Origin of the sequence: Parabacteroides sp. AF39-10AC, from assembly GCF_003635405.1 — a bacterium.
In the GTDB taxonomy this organism is placed as follows: Bacteria; Bacteroidota; Bacteroidia; order Bacteroidales; family Tannerellaceae; genus Parabacteroides; species Parabacteroides distasonis.
The window spans coordinates 68,241-86,116 of the sequence record NZ_QTLP01000016.1 but is presented as its reverse complement, the minus strand read 5'-3'; the positions used below and the strand labels follow the sequence as shown (position 1 = coordinate 86,116).

The 17,876-nt window shown below is 41.8% G+C and carries 13 protein-coding genes; 5 read left to right on the top strand and 8 right to left on the bottom strand.

Annotation, left to right across the window (positions count from 1 at the left end):
• Positions 1-8: 8 nt before the first annotated feature.
• Both DW033_RS15260 and dinD read right to left on the bottom strand, forming a co-directional pair.
• Positions 9-818: a hypothetical protein gene (locus tag DW033_RS15260; protein WP_009016541.1), complete on the bottom strand. Its 810-nt coding sequence runs from the start codon at positions 816-818 to the stop codon at positions 9-11.
• Positions 819-839: 21 nt separating this feature from the next.
• On the bottom strand, positions 840-1,667 hold the full coding sequence (gene dinD, locus DW033_RS15255; RefSeq protein ID WP_005863734.1) for a DNA damage-inducible protein D: 828 nt from the start codon (positions 1,665-1,667) through the stop codon (positions 840-842).
• A gap of 119 nt (positions 1,668-1,786) precedes the next feature.
• Here dinD and DW033_RS15250 point away from each other — a divergent pair, with 119 nt between their 5' ends.
• Complete coding sequence (locus DW033_RS15250; RefSeq protein ID WP_008778681.1) at positions 1,787-2,392, top strand: DUF4294 domain-containing protein; 606 nt, start codon at positions 1,787-1,789, stop codon at positions 2,390-2,392.
• Here the strand turns inward: DW033_RS15250 and DW033_RS15245 are convergent.
• A complete protein-coding gene (locus DW033_RS15245; protein ID WP_005860365.1) occupies positions 2,384-2,914 on the bottom strand; it encodes an RNA methyltransferase in 531 nt (176 codons plus the stop codon). The genes DW033_RS15250 and DW033_RS15245 overlap by 9 nt on opposite strands.
• Positions 2,915-3,610: 696 nt before the next feature.
• On the opposite strand from DW033_RS15245, the gene nadA reads away from it, so the two are divergent.
• From nadA to DW033_RS15225, 4 genes are all read left to right on the top strand, one after another.
• Positions 3,611-4,597 (top strand): quinolinate synthase NadA, encoded by a 987-nt coding sequence (gene nadA, locus DW033_RS15240; protein WP_005863738.1) that lies wholly within the window; start codon positions 3,611-3,613, stop codon positions 4,595-4,597.
• Between the two features lie 559 nt (positions 4,598-5,156).
• A complete protein-coding gene (locus DW033_RS15235) occupies positions 5,157-7,577 on the top strand; it encodes a TonB-dependent receptor (RefSeq protein ID WP_121960725.1) in 2,421 nt (806 codons plus the stop codon).
• 20 nt (positions 7,578-7,597) lie between these two features.
• The gene (locus tag DW033_RS15230; protein WP_048926947.1) at positions 7,598-9,040 is read left to right on the top strand and encodes an MBOAT family protein; all 1,443 of its coding nucleotides are present in this window, start codon (positions 7,598-7,600) and stop codon (positions 9,038-9,040) included.
• A 35-nt stretch (positions 9,041-9,075) separates the two neighbouring features.
• Positions 9,076-10,035, top strand: a complete 960-nt coding sequence (locus DW033_RS15225; RefSeq protein ID WP_227154513.1) for a hypothetical protein — start codon at positions 9,076-9,078, stop codon at positions 10,033-10,035.
• Here DW033_RS15225 and DW033_RS15220 read toward each other — a convergent pair.
• The 5 genes from DW033_RS15220 to leuS all read right to left on the bottom strand — a co-directional run bounded on the left by DW033_RS15220 (position 10,019) and on the right by leuS (position 17,792).
• The gene (locus DW033_RS15220; protein WP_048926945.1) at positions 10,019-11,071 is read right to left on the bottom strand and encodes an acyltransferase; all 1,053 of its coding nucleotides are present in this window, start codon (positions 11,069-11,071) and stop codon (positions 10,019-10,021) included. The two genes, DW033_RS15225 and DW033_RS15220, sit on opposite strands and share 17 nt — an antisense overlap.
• Before the next feature lie 4 nt (positions 11,072-11,075).
• Positions 11,076-13,406 (bottom strand): T9SS type A sorting domain-containing protein, encoded by a 2,331-nt coding sequence (locus DW033_RS15215; protein WP_122382885.1) that lies wholly within the window; start codon positions 13,404-13,406, stop codon positions 11,076-11,078.
• A 1-nt stretch (position 13,407) separates the two neighbouring features.
• A complete protein-coding gene (locus DW033_RS15210; RefSeq protein WP_005860384.1) occupies positions 13,408-13,989 on the bottom strand; it encodes a non-canonical purine NTP diphosphatase in 582 nt (193 codons plus the stop codon).
• Between the two features lie 87 nt (positions 13,990-14,076).
• Positions 14,077-14,955, bottom strand: a complete 879-nt coding sequence (locus DW033_RS15205; protein WP_005860386.1) for a YitT family protein — start codon at positions 14,953-14,955, stop codon at positions 14,077-14,079.
• The gene (gene leuS, locus DW033_RS15200) at positions 14,952-17,792 is read right to left on the bottom strand and encodes a leucine--tRNA ligase (RefSeq protein ID WP_005863756.1); all 2,841 of its coding nucleotides are present in this window, start codon (positions 17,790-17,792) and stop codon (positions 14,952-14,954) included. Before leuS ends, DW033_RS15205 begins: the two co-directional genes overlap by 4 nt.
• Positions 17,793-17,876 lie beyond the last annotated feature (84 nt).

Genomic DNA, 17,876 nt, shown 5'->3' with positions numbered 1-17,876 from the left:
AGTATCATTTAAAAAGAGAATGATAAACCAAGACCGGTACTCATCCCTAAAATCGGATGGTAAATAGAGGCTACATCTATCGTAAAGCAAGAAAAGTTATAACCAATTCCTAAAGAGGGCAGGAGAGGAGCGGTCTGTATTCCGGCACGAATAAAAAAAGAATCGAAAGCGGTGTATTCAAGACCAAAGTTTCCAACAACTAGGTTTTCATTTTCCGTTCCTACACTTCCTGTAATTAACAGACTGTTTATAATCTCCCATTGAAAACTTATTTGAATTAAATAATAATTAAAATCTTCTATTTCAATATCTTTATCTCCTATAGAAACAGAAGGAAAATTCATTATTAACATTCCTATTAACAACTTATCAATAGAAGAGAAAGTGATTCCAATATCTGTTGACAGTCTGGATCTTGTATTTTCCAATAGATCAGTTTGCAAGAAACTATAGTGAACTCCAAGCCCTAACGCCCATTGATCCCCCAAGCGTTTTCCTCCCAGCACACGAACCATCATCTCCCTGTACTTATCAAACCCGAAAACAGAGATATCAACACCTGCGGATAATAGTTGATTCGGATAATAAAAACTACCGGACATCGTACCCAGTTCTTTCAACATGTACCGATTAAAGTATTCTAAGTGAATAGATTTTTTCTCTTTATCGACAATAAGGGCCGGATTGAATAAAATAGATTGCGTCGCCACATTCCCTCCCATTCCCACGCTACGAACATCCGGTAAACGTAAGTTATCAACACCATGTACATACAATGAAAATACCCCCGCAAACAGGGATAGCAATAGATATTTCATAGTTAAGATTTTGTATGGTTTCTACTTATTCTTCAAGTTTTTCTTATTATCCTTATTTATCCTACGCTGTACCTTTTTAATATCCTCATTAGGAGAAAGTTGTTCAGGCTTAATCCCCCTTTGCAATAACATATCACGTACAGCAGTATTGTTATCAATATGTTCTTTTTCAATAGGAGATTGTCCATATAGATCCTTCGCTTGCACATTTACGTTTGTCATTTCAGTCGCTAGGTCTTTAGCTTTTATACTTATAGTCGGTAAAAAATCAGCGATAGGTCTATTCGTGGGGACGTTCATTCTCTTTTTCAACATCTGTGTACTTAAATTGAATAAAGCTTGATCTCCCTTAGAACGAATAATCGCGAATCCTTTATTATCAATACCTCTTTCGTATAAGATTCCGGATAATTGTTTTTCAGTCTGACTTAATTTTTCTCTGGCCTTTAAGCGTTCACAATCCAATAGGCGTTGTTCAATCACCTCGGCCTTACGGGTTTGTACCGCAAAATAAGTCTGAGCGAAAGCTACTTGTGGTTTACGACTATCACCATTTTGTGCGATTAAGTAGCATGCGTAGCGTGTTAATAAGATGTCATTTATTTGTTGCTCAGCACCATGCCCCACAATAATCACTTTCCCGACATCGGGAAAGTGATCCTCTATATTTTCTCCCGCATTCCGGCACGCTTCTTTGGCTTTCACCACTACATTATTGATAAAGTTATCCCATTTGGCATATCCTAATAGAGGTTGTAACTCTCTGGCACTCCAGCATTCTATACCTTCTACCTCACATGAAATGGATTCGAATTTTCCGAATAGGGCGGTAATTTCTTCTTTCTTCATAGTTAATATATTCTTAAGTTGTTGTCAATTGCGCAAATGTAATGTTTTATATTCATTTAGCAAGTTATTAACAGATAAATGATGCTGAGAGTCACGCAGTATTTATATTTTCGCGGTATATGATACGAAAAGGGATATATTGTATTTTGGCTCTACTCGCTCTCTGTAGCTTTAAAGGGATGGCGCAGGCGGTAAAGACAAATATTGTTCCGGAAGGTTATCAGAAAGCTCAACTGTATGAAGGTGATACAATGGCTGTCGTCAACCTTCGGGAAGTTTTCATATATCCTCAAGTTAAGTTTAAGAATAAGCGTGAACAAGCGAAGTACAATAAGTTAGTACGAGACGTAAAGCGTACTTTGCCCTATGCCAAGATGGTGTATGATACGTTGATAGAGACCTACGAATACATGGAAACCTTACCGAATGACAAGGCCCGCCAAGCCCACTTGAAACGGATGGAGAAAGAGTTGTTCGCCCAATATAAACCGGAACTAAAAAAATTATCCTTCTCGCAAGGTAAGCTACTTATCAAACTGATCGATAGGGAATGTAATCAATCCAGTTACAATTTATTGAAAGCCTATCTAGGAAGTTTCCGTGCGGGCTTTTGGAATTTCTTCGCCGGAATGTTCGGAGCCAGTCTGAAATCGGAATACGACCCGAAAGGTAAAGATGCCATGACCGAACGGGTCGTCGTATTGGTTGAGAATGGTTTAATCTGATAGTTGCTTGAAGAAATCCCAGATCACGATACCGGTAGTAACCGATACGTTCAAGGAATGCTTTGTACCGTATTGAGGTATTTCAATACATATATCACAGTTATCAACCACATTTTGTTGAACGCCTTTTACCTCGTTACCCATGACGATAGCGTATTTCTTTGTCTTGTCTAACTGCAAGTTATCTAACATGACACTACCTTCCGCTTGCTCTACGGCACATACCGTATACCCCTCTTGGCGCAGTTTATCAACAGCCTCCGGGGTATCCTTGAAATATTCCCAATCTACGGTTTCTTCCGCTCCTAAGGCGGTCTTATGGATCTCTGCGTTCGGAGGGCAAGCCGTAATACCACAAAGATAAATAGCCTCTACCCGGAAAGCATCGGAGGTACGAAACACGGAACCCACGTTGTTTAGACTTCTAATATGGTCTAAGACAACGATTAAAGGTATCTTCTTACTTTCCTTAAAAGCCTCAGGAGTCAGGCGGTTCAATTCGGTTACTTTTAATTTTCGCATAACAAATATCTTTGACCGCGAAAGTAGCGAATATCCGTGGATATGCCGTTGAAAAGCTATTAATAAGTAGTGGACATAAAATGAAAAATATTTCTTGCTTTATTCAAATACTTGTCCATACCCCCCCCTTTCTCAAATTAGCAAATGAATAAGCCACTTATTTATTACGCACTATCAACAGCCCTTATACACCTATTGACAACCTTGCTGGAGGATCTATTTTTTCACAATCAAGGTTATCAACAATAAACAGCTAAATATTCATAAAGTCTATAACTATAAGAATTACAATCTATAGATAGACATCCATGCTGTTGGTATCCTTTTGATAAACCGTTCACAGACTTTAATAAGTCAATAACCAAAGATTGTAACAAAAATGTATTAACCATTTCAACAGCCTATCATATTCATCATATTTATTTTTAAAATTAAAGATTAATAAGAATATAATATAATGATTGTGGATAACTCTTGATGGTTCACGACAGCTCATCCATCGACAGCAAAGATAAGAATCTTTCTTGTTATTTCTATAAATGAAGAAAGTTTATACCTTTGTGCTTTGTGAACAATAGGTTGATAAACTAGATAAGATGAAGATTATCAGTAATACTTTCTGTGGATAATATTGTTTATATATAGTGAAAAGCCTATTGGGAGCAGTAGAAACAGGAATCATTAATATATAAGGCTATGTTGACAAACCAATCAATCGGGTACATGGATGCGCCCGTTCCTAAGGATTTAGACCTTAAGGAAGCGATCGACAAGTTACGTAAAGAGAAGAATGCGATTATTTTGGCGCATTACTATCAAACAGGCGATATACAAGATATAGCGGACTATGTGGGAGACAGTCTGGCCTTGGCACAATGGGCGGCTAAGACGAAGGCGGATATCATCGTGCTTTGTGGGGTTCACTTTATGGGAGAGACGGCGAAGATCCTCTGTCCGGATAAGAAAGTGCTGGTACCGGACTTGAATGCCGGTTGCTCCTTGGCGGATAGTTGTCCGGCTACGGAGTTCGCCGAGTTCGTCAAGCAACATCCCGGTCATACGGTAATCTCTTACGTGAATACGACCGCCGCCGTGAAAGCGGTCACGGATGTGGTGGTTACTTCCACGAACGCCCGCCAGATCGTGGAGAGCTTCCCGGAAGGTACACCGATGATTTTCGGTCCGGATCGTAACTTAGGTAATTATATCAATAGCATCACGGGACGTAATATGTTGCTTTGGGATGGCGCTTGCCACGTGCATGAGCAATTCTCATTGGAAAAGATCTTATCTTTGAAGAAACAGTACCCGAATGCGGAAGTGATCACCCATCCGGAATGCAAGCAGCCGGTTATACAGGTCTCAGACTTCGTAGGATCGACCGCGGCTTTGCTGAAGCATACCATTAAGTCCGACGCAAAACAATTCATTGTAGCGACGGAAAGTGGCGTTATTCACGAGATGCGCAAGCAGAGTCCGGATAAGGAATTCATCCCGGCTCCTCCGAACGACAGTACTTGCGCTTGCAACGAATGTAATTTCATGCGCTTGAACACGATGGAGAAGCTATATAATTGCTTGAAGTTCGAGATGCCGGAGATATTCGTGGACGAGGAGGTACAGAAGAAGGCCATCAAACCGATCAAGAAGATGTTGGAGATCTCTGAGAAGCTGGGACTCTGATCCAAACAAATGCGGGATAGGTCTCAACCGATAGGCCGGACTTGAGTGATATAAAAGCTAAGCCCGGTCTATTATATGTAAATAATCAAAATTATGTACAATATCTACAACTATCCTTATAATCATTTGAATTTAAAATATTTATCCTATTGTTGTAGATAGGAAAACATCTACAATAGTAAGTCTTTATCTACCATCATTTCCCGCTTTTAGTAAGTGTCTTTGCCATGCCGTCAAAGGAATTTTCTACACTCTACGTATATAATCAGTCCGTTTTTCTTCCTTTCTTTATATAGATAAAATATTAATATATAAGTATTTGTGGTTTTTTGTGGTATAAAACAAAAGTTTTACACATAGGAAACATTTGTTTTCATAGAAGAAAACTAAAGTTTTGTACTGAAGAAACTTTTGTTTCCCTAGGAAGAAACCATTTGCTTCGCTACTCGAACTCGGACGATCCCGGGAAAGAATATATCAAGAATGATCGCTATTAATTACCGTAACATTCTGAATTTAGTTACTTTTGCGTAGAAATCTAATTGTAATTCTCAATATCATGAAAAAGATAGGACTAATGTTGGCCTTATTATGGGTGATTTGTGCGCTCTCGTGGGCTACTTCTCCGAATGCCCGTATTAAGGGGCAGTTAATAGATGCCTCTACGAATCAAGTGATTAATTATGCGGATATCTTTCTGTTTGCGATGGGAAGTGAAAAACCTTTGCAACAGACTTTTCCGGACGATCAAGGACGTTTCTCGTTTACTAAGGTGGCTCCGGGTAATTATGTGGTCATGGTCCGTCTGATGGGATATGATGTGTTTACAAAGAATGATATCATCTTGGATGCCTCGTCTCCGGTGGATTTAGGTAAGTTGATGATGAGTCCCTTGGAGGTAGGTATCGCCGAAGTGGAGGTAGTGGCTGAGAAACGCCAATTGGTTTATAAGTTGGATAAGAAAGTGGTCGAGGCTTCCTCCAATATGATGGGAGGAGGCGGTTCCGCCGTGGATATATTAGAGAATACGCCTTCCATACGGGTAGACGCGGAAGGCGATGTTACTTTTCGTGGAAGCAGCGGCTTTTTGGTTTACATAGATGGTAAGCCGAGTGTCTTCTCGGGTACACAGGCTTTGGAGCAAGTCCCGGCCGGGCATATAGAGAATATAGAGATTATCACGACGCCCTCCGCCAAGCATGATACGGAAGGCGACGTGGGCATTATCAATATTATCACGAAGAAGCATTCCCAGCGAGGATTGAGCGGGATGGTGAATCTCTCGGGAAGTACGTGGCTTTCCCGCCATGTCGATTTCTTGTTGGCACAGCAACATCAGCGTTCCCGTTGGTACATCGGCGGACAGTGGACGGATCGTATGCGTAAGAGTGATTTCGATCAAGAGAAGAAGACGGTGGTTGGCGATCAAACAACGACTTCGCATTCCGTCGGGCCTCGTACGGGAGACAGTTACCATTATACGCTGAAAGGCGGTTGGAGCCTGAATCTTCCCAAGACAACCATCGCGTTGGATCTGGAGGGCGGCTATGGCGGAAATAAGCGTAAGGGAGAGATGAACTATAAGGAAACCCGTTCGGTAGCGGGCGGCTCTCCGGTGACGGAAGATTATCGAAGCATAGATGATTATGATAATGATGAGAATATAGGTTTGGGAAGTCTGGCGGTACAGCATAAGTTCAACGATAAGGGGCACGAGCTTTCCGGTAGCGCCTATTACAAATATGGCGGTCATGCGTTGGAATATTTCTTTAATGACTTGATGTCTTTGGAAGGGCAACGCCAACAGGGGCACCGTGCTTATGAGGCCGAGCATCGGGAAACGATGCGTATCAATCTGGATTACGCCTTGCCTTTCGGGAAAGGAGGTAAGCTAGAGGCGGGTTACCAATATTATTCTTATCTGGAAGACGGCGATTACAATATGGAATGGTGGGACCCCAAGGGACAAACGTTCTTTTGGCGTGACGATATCTACAACACGTTTTATTTTCAAGAAGGGGTGAATTCTATCTATACGATTCTTTCCCATACGTGGAAGAATTTAGAGGCGCAAGCCGGCGTTCGGGGAGAGCATACGCATACGGTCTTGCGAAGTTCCGTGGAGGGAGCGGATCGTACGAAGAATCGTTTTGAGTTTTTCCCATCGGTGCATTTGGGCTATACGTTCCCGAATGAGCATCGCTTGTTGGCTTCCTATTCCCGTCGTACCACACGTCCGCAGCTTTTCTATATGGAGCCTTATATTACGTATCGCGACTTTTATACGGCCGAGATCGGTAATCCGGATATACGTCCGGAGTACATCAACTCCTTTGAATTGAACTACCGGAAGAATTTCGGGGAAAATACGGTATCCGCTACCGCCTTTCATCGGTATCGGAAAGATAAGATCGAGCGGTTGCGCGTACCTTATTCAGCCGGTGTAACCTTAGACTCGATGTCAAACGTAGGACATGATTATTCAACAGGTATCGAGCTAAGCGTCAGCCTGCATCCGGTACGTTGGTGGAATACCACGGTCAACGGAAACGTTTATCACTATAAGGTGAAGAACGAACAGGCCGCCGGTGGAAATACGACCTCAAGCACCAATTACGATATCCTATGGAATAACCTGTTTAATCTGGGGAAATACACCCGTATCCAATTGGATGGTAGTTTTGTAGGCCCTTCCGTAACGACGCAGGGCCGTACGGACGCTTATTGGTATGCGAACGTAGCCGTTCGCCAGCAACTATGTAACCGAAAACTAACCGCTACCTTAGCTTTCCGGGATATTTTCCGTTCTGCCAAATATATCAGCGATATCCAAACAGCGGATTTACGCTCCCTGACACGTATCAAACCCAAATATCCACAAATCACGTTGACGTTGAGTTGGACATTTAATAGTTTCAAGGCCAAATCCACCCAAGCGAAAGAAGATCGCTCGGAGATGTTCGAGGGTATAAAGCATTAGTATATATCTTCGCGGTTATTATGCTATTTAATTCGATTGAATATTTGATTTATTTGCCAATCGTATTTTTATTGTATTGGCTTGTCTTCGGAAAGCGACTACGACTACAGAATTTATTTGTAGTCGTAGTTAGTTATCTTTTTTACGGGTGGTGGGATTACCGGTTCTTGGCATTGATAGCCCTTACCTCTTTCTGTAGTTGGCTGAGTGGGATAGGAATAGAGGAAGTACGTGCGAGGGCCGGGAAGATACCTCGCTGGTTCGATAAAGGTATCGTGGCTGCGAATGTCATATTTAACTTACTGATACTCTCTTTCTTCAAGTATTACGACTTTTTTGTGGATAGTTTGATAGATGCTTTCTCTTATATAGGGATTTCATTGCACATCTCTACGCTTTCTCTCTTATTACCGGTCGGGATTAGTTTTTATACATTCCAAGCCTTAAGTTATACGATTGACGTGTATAGAGGTAAATTACCGGTAACAAGAGATATCGTTTCCTTTTTCGCATTTGTTAGTTTTTTCCCTCAGTTGGTGGCCGGTCCTATCGAACGGGCTACTAACCTGTTGATACAATTTGAGAGACCTCGCAGCTTCGAGTATAACGACGCTGTAGATGGGATACGACAAATGATGTGGGGGTTTTTCAAAAAAATCCTGATAGCCGATAATTGTGCCTTGGTCGTAGATGACATATTCGGGAACTATGGAAATTACCCGGCTAGTACTTTGCTATTGGGAGCCGTTTTGTTCTCATTCCAGATTTATGGAGATTTTTCCGGATATTCAGATATCGCTATAGGTACAGCCAAGTTGTTTGGGATACAGTTGAGGCAAAATTTCCGGTATCCCTATTTTTCTTTAGATATAGCCGAATTTTGGAGACGTTGGCATATCTCGTTGAATACTTGGTTCGTAGATTATGTATATATTCCCTTGGGAGGTAGCCATAATGGTTTCTTTAGACATATTCGGAATATCTTGATCATATTTTTCTTGAGCGGTCTTTGGCATGGAGCGAACTGGACATTTGTGGCTTGGGGTGTTTACCATGGTTTGCTATGTATAGCATTGTTGATACTAAAGAAATATGTAAAGATAAGGTTGATACCATCAAACGTTGTGTCTATGTTGGTTACATTTGGCTTCGTGGTGATCGGATGGATTCTATTTAGGGCTGAGAATATATCAATGGCATTCGATTATATATATGATCTGTTCTCCTCTTCTTTATTCCGTGTGCCTAAGGTAAGTGGGGCCAATAATGTTTCTGCTTTATTATCGCTTATTTTTATTGCTTGTATGCTGGTGGTCGAATGGATGAACCGGGAACGACCGTTTGGATTTGATATTAAGAAAATACGAAGTATATATATACGATATACTTTATATGCGATCCTCTTATTTTGTATATATTTCTTCGGAAATAACGCTTCTAGCTTTATTTATTTTCAATTCTAGCAAGTATGAAACCAACGCATAAACAAATAAAGAGTATGATAAGATTCCTGTTGTTTCTGGGGATCTTGTTGTTTTTGTTCAATCAGATCACTCCCTATCTCTATCGATTATTGCCTAACGACTACGTACGAACACGACTTATATGGAGTACGTTAAATAATCCGGAAGAGCGTCCGGATCTTGTCATTTTAGGTAATAGCCGCGGTATGAGTGGTGTGAACGGATACAAGTTAGAAGCAGAGTTGCGAGGAAATCCCTGTGTATATAATCTTACCTCTACCGGTCAGAGATTGAGTGAGAGTGCCTTGTATTATTCCTATTTACCATCTTCTGTTCAAGTAGTTGTACAGTGTGTGGATTTAGATCAATTACGTGGCCCGATCGAATTGGATGATCCCAACCGGGTAGCTCTACATATGTATGGATATAAAATGGATGGTTTTACCCGTGAATTACTTCCTGCTTTAGAGAAACCTCTAAGTGAACCGAATTTATACTATAATTATGTGGCTCGAAATTGTTTATTCTCCGGCTTGACTACTTATCTGCGTAATAAGTTGGATGATGATGTTATCCCCGGAATTATAACCTCTGATTTACGTTATCCAAACTCTACGATGTCTGATAGAAATGAATCTGTCTATAAACGGAAAGTAGAAGAACAGAATGAAGAAAATAAATTCGAGGCATATCAAATCACTCCTGAATGGAAAAGGTTAATAGAGCGTTCTTCCGTTTATTTTAGGGATAGGGGTATTATTTATTGTCTGGTTGTCATGCCGTATAACCCGGATATAACAGCTTTTACAGTAGCGGAGAAACAACGAGCTTTGCGAATGTTTACTCAAATGTTTGATTCTATCCTTATCGTCGACTGTATGGATCTATTGGATACGTCGGATTTTTATGACGCTATCCATCCGAACCGGAAAGGAGCGGAGAAGATAACAGATCAGATCATCCGGTCATTGCGTTCTTCTAGGCTTTCTTTTTAGGATGATATAAACAGGGTTTCTCTATGTATTTCCAGGATAACATACCCAATCCGGTGCTAAGGATAGTGGTAAGAGCCAATGTCAATATCAAGCTATACCGATCAAGTCCGTAATGAATGAATATTTGGATGATCGGGAAATGAATCAAGAAAATACCATACGAGAAATTTCCCATCCGGTTGAATACATGTAACCACTTGAATCCGTAAGCTACCGTGATAATGATAGAGGCTAGAGCGATAGGCTCGAAAATACTCAGCAACATATACTCTCTACCCAATAAAAGAAATAGGCTGACAGGGAACAAATATCTCATATATTTTCGAAAAACAGGGAAATAGGCAAGTATGATAATACCGGAACAAAAGTACATCATTTGTCCGGGGAATTGTCTTTTCATGAATTCATAAATAGGGTTGTGTGTCATATCATCTAAATAATTACACGTTGTCGAGTAGATGAAAGATAAGATATAAATAAGAAGTAGGCATACCAATTTATTGTATCTTTTCAGTAACCAATAGATAATGGGTATGGTGATATATAGCATGAATTCAACCTTGATAGTCCATAAAGACCCATTCATCGCTTGTAAAGGATTGGTATCGAATACGCCGGGTAAATCCGGCGATAAAAAGTTAAATGTAAGTAAATTACAGATAAGATAGGTGTATAAGCTAGAAGAGGTGAGGTATTCCCTGCAGGATAAAGAGGTAAGGAATAATCCGATTAAGGCACATAATAAAATAGTCAAGCTGTAGGCGGGCATAATACGTTGAATACGTTTACGGAAAAAAATCCGGGTATTAGGCGTACGTAAGAAGCTAAACATAACAAGAAATCCACTAATAATAAAGAAACCTTTCACTCGAAATCCTCCGCTAACAAACCAAAAAGGATCTGTCTCTGTCAGTGTGCTGAAATGGTTGAACATGACAGAATACGCAAGAAAGAAGCGAATAAAATCAAAATTATTCGCTTCTTTTACTTGATTTATTAATCTGGAGTTGAGTAAAACTTTCTCTGATTGATTCATTGTTCTATTTGACTACAATGATTTTTGTTACGACGCTCTCTGAGGCTTCCTCTGTGGAAGCTAGTACAAGATATACGCCTGTCGCTACACGTGATCCGTTTGCGCTCCGGCAATTCCAGATAGCTTGTCCCCCCAAGGATTTAGTTTGATAAATAATATTTCCGTTTAAATCCGTGATTTTTACATTCGAATTATCCATTAATCCTACAATCGTTACTTTATCCATATGTTCGGGACGTACCGGATTAGGATATGCATAGATCTCCGAGTAATCAGATTTACCTTCCGAAGCTTCTCCTTGATAGGAATTTAGTCCTTTATCGGTACCGATAAAAACCTCACCGGTCTTATCGTTTATCTCTATATCGTATATGTTATCGGAAAGGAGCGGGCTATTGGTCGTATTAAATTGATAAACGATTGTCTCATTATCATTATCTAGAACATAAACGCCATTTCCTTTGGTTCCAATCCATTTTCGATTACCTGCGTCTACTTTTAGGGTCGTGACGACAACGTTATCTAAGAAATAAGCGAGATTGCCAGTTTCCTCATTGGTATATTTTACCCTTGTACAACGTGTAGCGGCTTTATCCTCAGCGGAAGAGATCCTAGGTTTAGTGAAATATACGGCCCCCCGATTCGTACCAACCCAGATATATCCATCCTTATCCTCGGCTACGCATGTATAATTACTAGGAGTCAATTCTTTTCCGTCGGTATCAATAAGTGTAGTAAACTCATACGAGGAAACTTCGTCTAAAGACTCGCTATTCGGTATCATTACAAGTTTAGGGGTGTTACGAGGCACATAAATCCATTTGTCGTTCGTGGAGGTTATAAGTATATCGTTTATTGTATAAACTCCTCTAAGTTGCTCGATATCCAAACGATGCCATGCTCCTGCTTTGTCAAGAACAAGTACCGCATGGTTAACCTCTGAGCTTGTCATCCACAAATTTCCATTTTTATCAAAGGCCAGTCCATCTATATAACAATAACCGGACCCATAGCCTCCTGCGGTTTCTTTAAAGGCATTCTTTTCATTGTATGACTGGACGGGAGTTCCATTCTTATATTGGATAACGCCATCACCCATGGAAGAGGCGTATACGATCTCATCATTAGAATCATCGGTCGTTACGGCTATACTTGTATAGTCTCGTGGATTTCTTGGTAAATTGAGTTTCTTTTGGGCTTCTTTAGGATCGATAAAAGACCATTTATCATAATCGTATGTAAGAATATAACCTCCTTTGTCGAAGCGTTTACCATTTAGGAGGTCTTTACCTCCTATGATCATATATACTTTATCATTTTTACAAACAATATCGAATGCGCTATTGCTGTAAGGTCCGTCTAAAATGATAGGTTCATTAAGAGCCTCAAAACTATTTGATCCTTTCCGTTGGATAGAACGTAGCCCTTTGCTTCCTTCCGCTATCCAATATTTGTCTGTTTGATAGGTACTGATATCATTGATACTTAAGTTTATTTGGTCAAACTTTTGCGTATCGGATACGATGAAAACCCTTGAGTTATCTATACATGCTAATTTTTCGCCTATTACTTTCATGTATTTTAGGGTTGAGCTATTTATTATTCGGGAAAGCTCTCCATTGTTTTCATAGAAGATACCTTGCTGACTGACCAAGTAGAACAAAGTATTCTTGAATGAAGCGATAGCTGAGATCGTATGACTATCGGAAAGGTTTGATAATCCATAGGGCTTCCAGTTTGCCTTATCCAGTAGGTTCTCTTTTAATGAGGCGTATATAATCCCCGAAGATACTTCTGCCTTATTGGTTGTAGAGGCATATATATTGCCATTCTGTATGGCACACGATGTTATATTTAAGGAAAGCTTGTAGGTATCCTTTATTTCCTTTTTGGCCATATTGACCACGACGATACCGAATGCTGTCGATAAATAGGCATATTCATCATGTACCAATACTGAATTGATTTGTTTGTCTCTTATGGACGTACTGGTCGACAGATAAGGTAGATTTGTCGCCACTCCTCCCTCAAGTATATCTATATTTGAATTATCATAGATAATAAGGAGTGATTTTGTTTGTTTATTATAGCGGATCAAAGAAATCGTATTATCATTTAATCCGTTTCCTTTATAATATTGCTTAATACTATTATCTTCTTTTCCATACGTATAAAGAGATCCTTCCGTTACCACAAATACTTGGTCGTTCGATTCCTCTACGCTGTTTGTGTTATTGTAAGAAAGATACGTTTTCCATCCGGTTGTATTAAAATTCGCGGCTAATACAGTGAATGAAAAGAATGAAAATAGAATGATAGTAAGTATATGTCTCATATTAACAATTGTAATCAGATAAAAATGATGTTAACTTCATGACGGCTTTCGCACGATGGCTGATCTGGTTTTTTGTATCGTTACCCATCTCGGCGAAAGTTTGTGTATAGGTATCAGGCATGAATATAGGATCGTATCCAAATCCGCTATTTCCGCGTTTTTCGGTAGTGATAGAGCCATTCACGATACCGTCGAAGGTATATTCTTTTCCGTCAAGGACTAGAGCTATGACCGTGCGGAAACGTGCTTTTCTGTTTTCTTTATGATTCATTTCGGACAACAGCTTGTTCATATTAGCTTCCGAGTCGTGCCCTGTTCCTGCGTAACGAGCCGAATAGACTCCCGGAGCATTATTCAATACCTCGACTTCTAATCCCGTGTCGTCAGCGAAACAATCATATCCGAATTTCTCCTTGATATAGCGGGCTTTTAGCAAAGCATTTCCCTCTAAGGTATCTGCCGTCTCGGGGATATCGTCATGGCAATCTATATCGGATAAACTTATGATTTCCGCGTATCCGGCGGTTATCTTGCGGACCTCGTCCAGTTTGTGTTGATTATTTGTCGCGAATACAAGTTTCATATTTCGTAATCTATTAAATAAGAAAGCATTTCTATACGGTAGATATATAACGTATGGAAATGCTTTAAATTGTTTGTATATTCTTTTTTAAGTCTTTATCTGATCGAACCCCTCACCATATACCCCTCGGACAATGCTTTGGGAGATGAACGCTTGGTGGTCTATCCGTTTCACGATCCGGAAGATGGAGACGGATTCGGATTTCTTGGCGAGTAGTACGACTACCTTGACGGGTTTGCGGGAATAACCGCCCTCGCCGTCCAGTATCGTACAGCCACGGCCTAAGTCATGGATGATGCGATCCGCTATCTCGTCGTACTTCTGGGAGAAGATGAGGAATTGTACGGATTGGCGGTTACCGTTCAATACCATGTCGAGAACGTAATTGCTTATGACCATCTCCACGAAACCGAAAACGATCTTGTCCACGTTATGGAACAGGAAGAAAGAGGAACTGATGATGAAGAAATCGCAAAACAGAAGGATACGTCCGATCGATATATTCTTATATTTATTGATTACCGCACCGATAATATCCGTACCTCCGGTACTACCGTTCGCCGAGAATACCAATCCTAGTCCGGCACCACACATAAACGCTCCGATTATGATAGCCATAAACGGCTGGTCGTGCAGTATAGGTTGTCCTTTCAGCAGCCACTCGAAGAGAGAGAGAGAAGCCGAGAGTGAGAAAACTCCGAAAATAGTTTTTATCAAGAATTTTAGACCAAGGATCTTTAAGGCTACCACCAACAAGGCTACGTTGATGACAAAATAAGATACGGATACCGGGATCAATCCATTGGAGGCAAAGAAGATCAACGCACAGATACCACTTACCCCACCTGTCACGATTTCGTTGGAAAGGATAAAGGCGTTGAATCCGAATCCGTATAATAGAGTTCCGAACAGGATCATTAGATAATCCTGTACGGAAAAATAGATTTTTGTGAGTTTTAAGTTCATCCCACTACGATATTAACGATTTTGCCGGGAACGACAATTACCTTCTTAACGGTCTTGCCTTCCATCCACTTCGCTGAGTTCTCATGGCTCAAGGCCGCCTTCTCAGCGTCTTCACGGGAGATATCTGCCGGAAGTTCGAGGTTGAAACGGGCTTTACCATTGAATGAGATGACGTAGGTAACTGATTTTTCTACCAGATACTCTTCGTTATGTTCCGGCCACTGGGCATCGCAGATGGTCGTATCATGTCCTAATTGATGCCATAGCTCTTCCGTGATGTGGGGAGCGAACGGAGCCAATAAGGTGATCAGCGGCTCCAAGATGGCGCGCTTGCTGCATTTTAAGCTCGTTAACTCGTTCACGCAAATCATGAAGGCGCTAATGGACGTGTTGTATGAGAAATGCTCGATGTCGAACGTTACTTTCTTGATCAGCTTATGCAAGGATTTCAATTCGTCGGCCGTAGGCTCGGCATCGGTAACTTGCAGGGTATCCGTATTGCCGAAGAACAAGCCCCAAAGCTTCTTTAAGAAACGGTGTACGCCGTCGATACCGTTCGTATCCCAAGGCTTGGATTGCTCCAGCGGGCCTAGGAACATCTCGTACAAACGTAGGGTATCGGCACCATATTTCTCAACGATCATATCCGGGTTCACTACGTTGAACATGGATTTGGACATCTTCTCGACCGCCCATCCGCAGATATATTTACCATCTTCCAATACGAACTCTGCGTCGTTGTATTCCGGACGCCAGTTCTTGAAAGCCTCTATATCCAACAGATCGTTAGATACGATATTTACGTCTACGTGGATAGGGGTGACCTCGTATTGGTCTTTCAAGTTCAAGGAAACGAATTTATTGGTTCCGTTGATGCGGTACACGAAGTTCGACCGTCCTTGGATCATACCTTGGTTGATCAATTTCTTGAACGGCTCTTCCTCGCAAACGATACCCAAGTCGAATAAGAACTTATTCCAGAAACGGCTGTAAATCAAGTGGCCAGTAGCGTGTTCCGTACCACCGATATATAAATCCACGTTTCTCCAATATTCATCCACGTCTTTAGCTACCAAGGCTTTATCATTACGCGGATCCATATAGCGCAAATAATAAGCGGAAGAACCGGCGAAGCCCGGCATCGTACAAAGCTCCAGCGGGAAGATCGTCTGGTTATCGATCTTCGATACCTCGGTGACTTTTTGGTTTACCGTGTCCCAAGCCCATTTAACGGCGTGTCCTAATGGAGGCTCGCCCGTCTCGGTAGGCAAGAATTTATCTACTTCCGGCAGCAACAAGGGCAGACATTCTTCCGGCAACATCTGAGGCATGCCATCGGCGTCGTAATATACCGGGAACGGTTCGCCCCAATAACGCTGGCGGCTGAAAATAGCGTCGCGCAAGCGGTAGTTTATCTTCACACGTCCCAGATCGTGATCTTTTACGTATTTCTTGGTAGCGGCTATCGCTTCCTTGATCGTCAGTCCGTTCAAGGAAAGATCGCAATAAGGAGTAACGCCGGCTCTCGGAGAATTGCATACGATACCTTCCTTGGCATCGAAACTTTCCTCGCTTACGTCGCAACCTTCCACCAAGGGGCGGATTTCCAGTCCGAAATGCTTCGCGAAAGCGTAGTCGCGGCTATCGTGCGCCGGAACCGCCATGATCGCTCCCGTACCGTAGCCGGCCAATACATAGTCGCTGATCCAGATGGGAACCGCCTCGCCCGTAAACGGGTTAATAGCGTAGGAACCACTGAATACACCGGTTACCTGACGGTCGGCGATGCGCTCGCGCTCGGTACGTTTCTTGGTGCGATCTAGGTAAGCGTCTACTTCCGCTTTTTGGTCTGCCGTAGTTAATTGTTGAACCAATTCGCTTTCCGGAGCTAATACCATGAAGGTAACACCAAACATCGTATCGGCACGGGTCGTAAAGATCGTGAATTCCCTGTCGCTGTCTTTTACCTTGAAGCGAACCTCGGCACCTTCGCTGCGTCCGATCCAGTTCTTTTGGGTCTCTTTCAAGGAATCCGTCCAGTCGATCGTATCCAATCCGTCCAACAGGCGTTGTGCGTAAGCGGATACACGTAAGCACCATTGGCGCATGATCTTTTGTTCCACCGGATAGCCTCCACGCTCGGAAACACCGTTCACGACCTCATCGTTCGCTAATACGGTACCCAAGGCGGCGCACCAGTTTACCATGGTCTCGCCACGATAAGCGATCCGGTAGTTGAGTAATATCTCTTGTTTTTCTTTATCGCTCTTGGCTTTCCATTCATCGGCGGTGAAACTAAGTTCCTCTCCGCAAGCTACGTTCAGACCTTCCGTACCACTGGTCTCGAAAGCCTGTATCAACTCGCTGATCGGGCGGGCTTGCTTCTCGTCGTTGCAGTAGTAGCTGTTGAACATCCGGATGAAGGCCCATTGCGTCCATTTGTAATATTCGGGATCGCAGGTACGGATCTCACGGCTCCAATCGTAGCAGAAACCGATCTTTTCCAATTGCTCCCGATAACGGGCTATATTATTCTTTGTCGTGATCTCCGGATGTTGTCCGGTTTGGATGGCGTATTGCTCGGCGGGTAGTCCGTAAGCGTCGTAACCCATCGGGTGCAATACGTTAAAACCTTGCAAACGTTTGAAACGCGAATAAATATCAGAAGCTATATAACCGAGCGGGTGGCCAACGTGCAATCCCGCACCGGAAGGATAGGGGAACATGTCCAATACATAGTATTTAGGCTTATTCGTGTCCTTTTCGACTTTATAAACCTTTTCGGCAATCCAGTAGTCGTGCCACTTCTTCTCAATCTCTCTGAAATTGTACTCCATGATCGTTTATCGTTTTTGTATCGTTTTCTATTTAAGGCCACAAAGTTAGTGAATTTATTTATTTTATATGAGTTATTTACATGA

Excerpts from the sequence above, each read along its gene's own strand:
- DW033_RS15260 (WP_009016541.1), bottom strand. The coding sequence starts at position 818 with ATGAAATATCTATTGCTATCCCTGTTTGCGGGGGTATTTTCATTGTAT.
- dinD (WP_005863734.1), bottom strand. The coding sequence starts at position 1,667 with ATGAAGAAAGAAGAAATTACCGCCCTATTCGGAAAATTCGAATCCATT.
- DW033_RS15250 (WP_008778681.1), top strand. The coding sequence starts at position 1,787 with ATGATACGAAAAGGGATATATTGTATTTTGGCTCTACTCGCTCTCTGT.
- DW033_RS15245 (WP_005860365.1), bottom strand. The coding sequence starts at position 2,914 with ATGCGAAAATTAAAAGTAACCGAATTGAACCGCCTGACTCCTGAGGCT.
- nadA (WP_005863738.1), top strand. The coding sequence starts at position 3,611 with ATGTTGACAAACCAATCAATCGGGTACATGGATGCGCCCGTTCCTAAG.
- DW033_RS15235 (WP_121960725.1), top strand. The coding sequence starts at position 5,157 with ATGAAAAAGATAGGACTAATGTTGGCCTTATTATGGGTGATTTGTGCG.
- DW033_RS15230 (WP_048926947.1), top strand. The coding sequence starts at position 7,598 with ATGCTATTTAATTCGATTGAATATTTGATTTATTTGCCAATCGTATTT.
- DW033_RS15225 (WP_227154513.1), top strand. The coding sequence starts at position 9,076 with ATGATAAGATTCCTGTTGTTTCTGGGGATCTTGTTGTTTTTGTTCAAT.
- DW033_RS15220 (WP_048926945.1), bottom strand. The coding sequence starts at position 11,071 with ATGAATCAATCAGAGAAAGTTTTACTCAACTCCAGATTAATAAATCAA.
- DW033_RS15215 (WP_122382885.1), bottom strand. The coding sequence starts at position 13,406 with ATGAGACATATACTTACTATCATTCTATTTTCATTCTTTTCATTCACT.
- DW033_RS15210 (WP_005860384.1), bottom strand. The coding sequence starts at position 13,989 with ATGAAACTTGTATTCGCGACAAATAATCAACACAAACTGGACGAGGTC.
- DW033_RS15205 (WP_005860386.1), bottom strand. The coding sequence starts at position 14,955 with ATGAACTTAAAACTCACAAAAATCTATTTTTCCGTACAGGATTATCTA.
- leuS (WP_005863756.1), bottom strand. The coding sequence starts at position 17,792 with ATGGAGTACAATTTCAGAGAGATTGAGAAGAAGTGGCACGACTACTGG.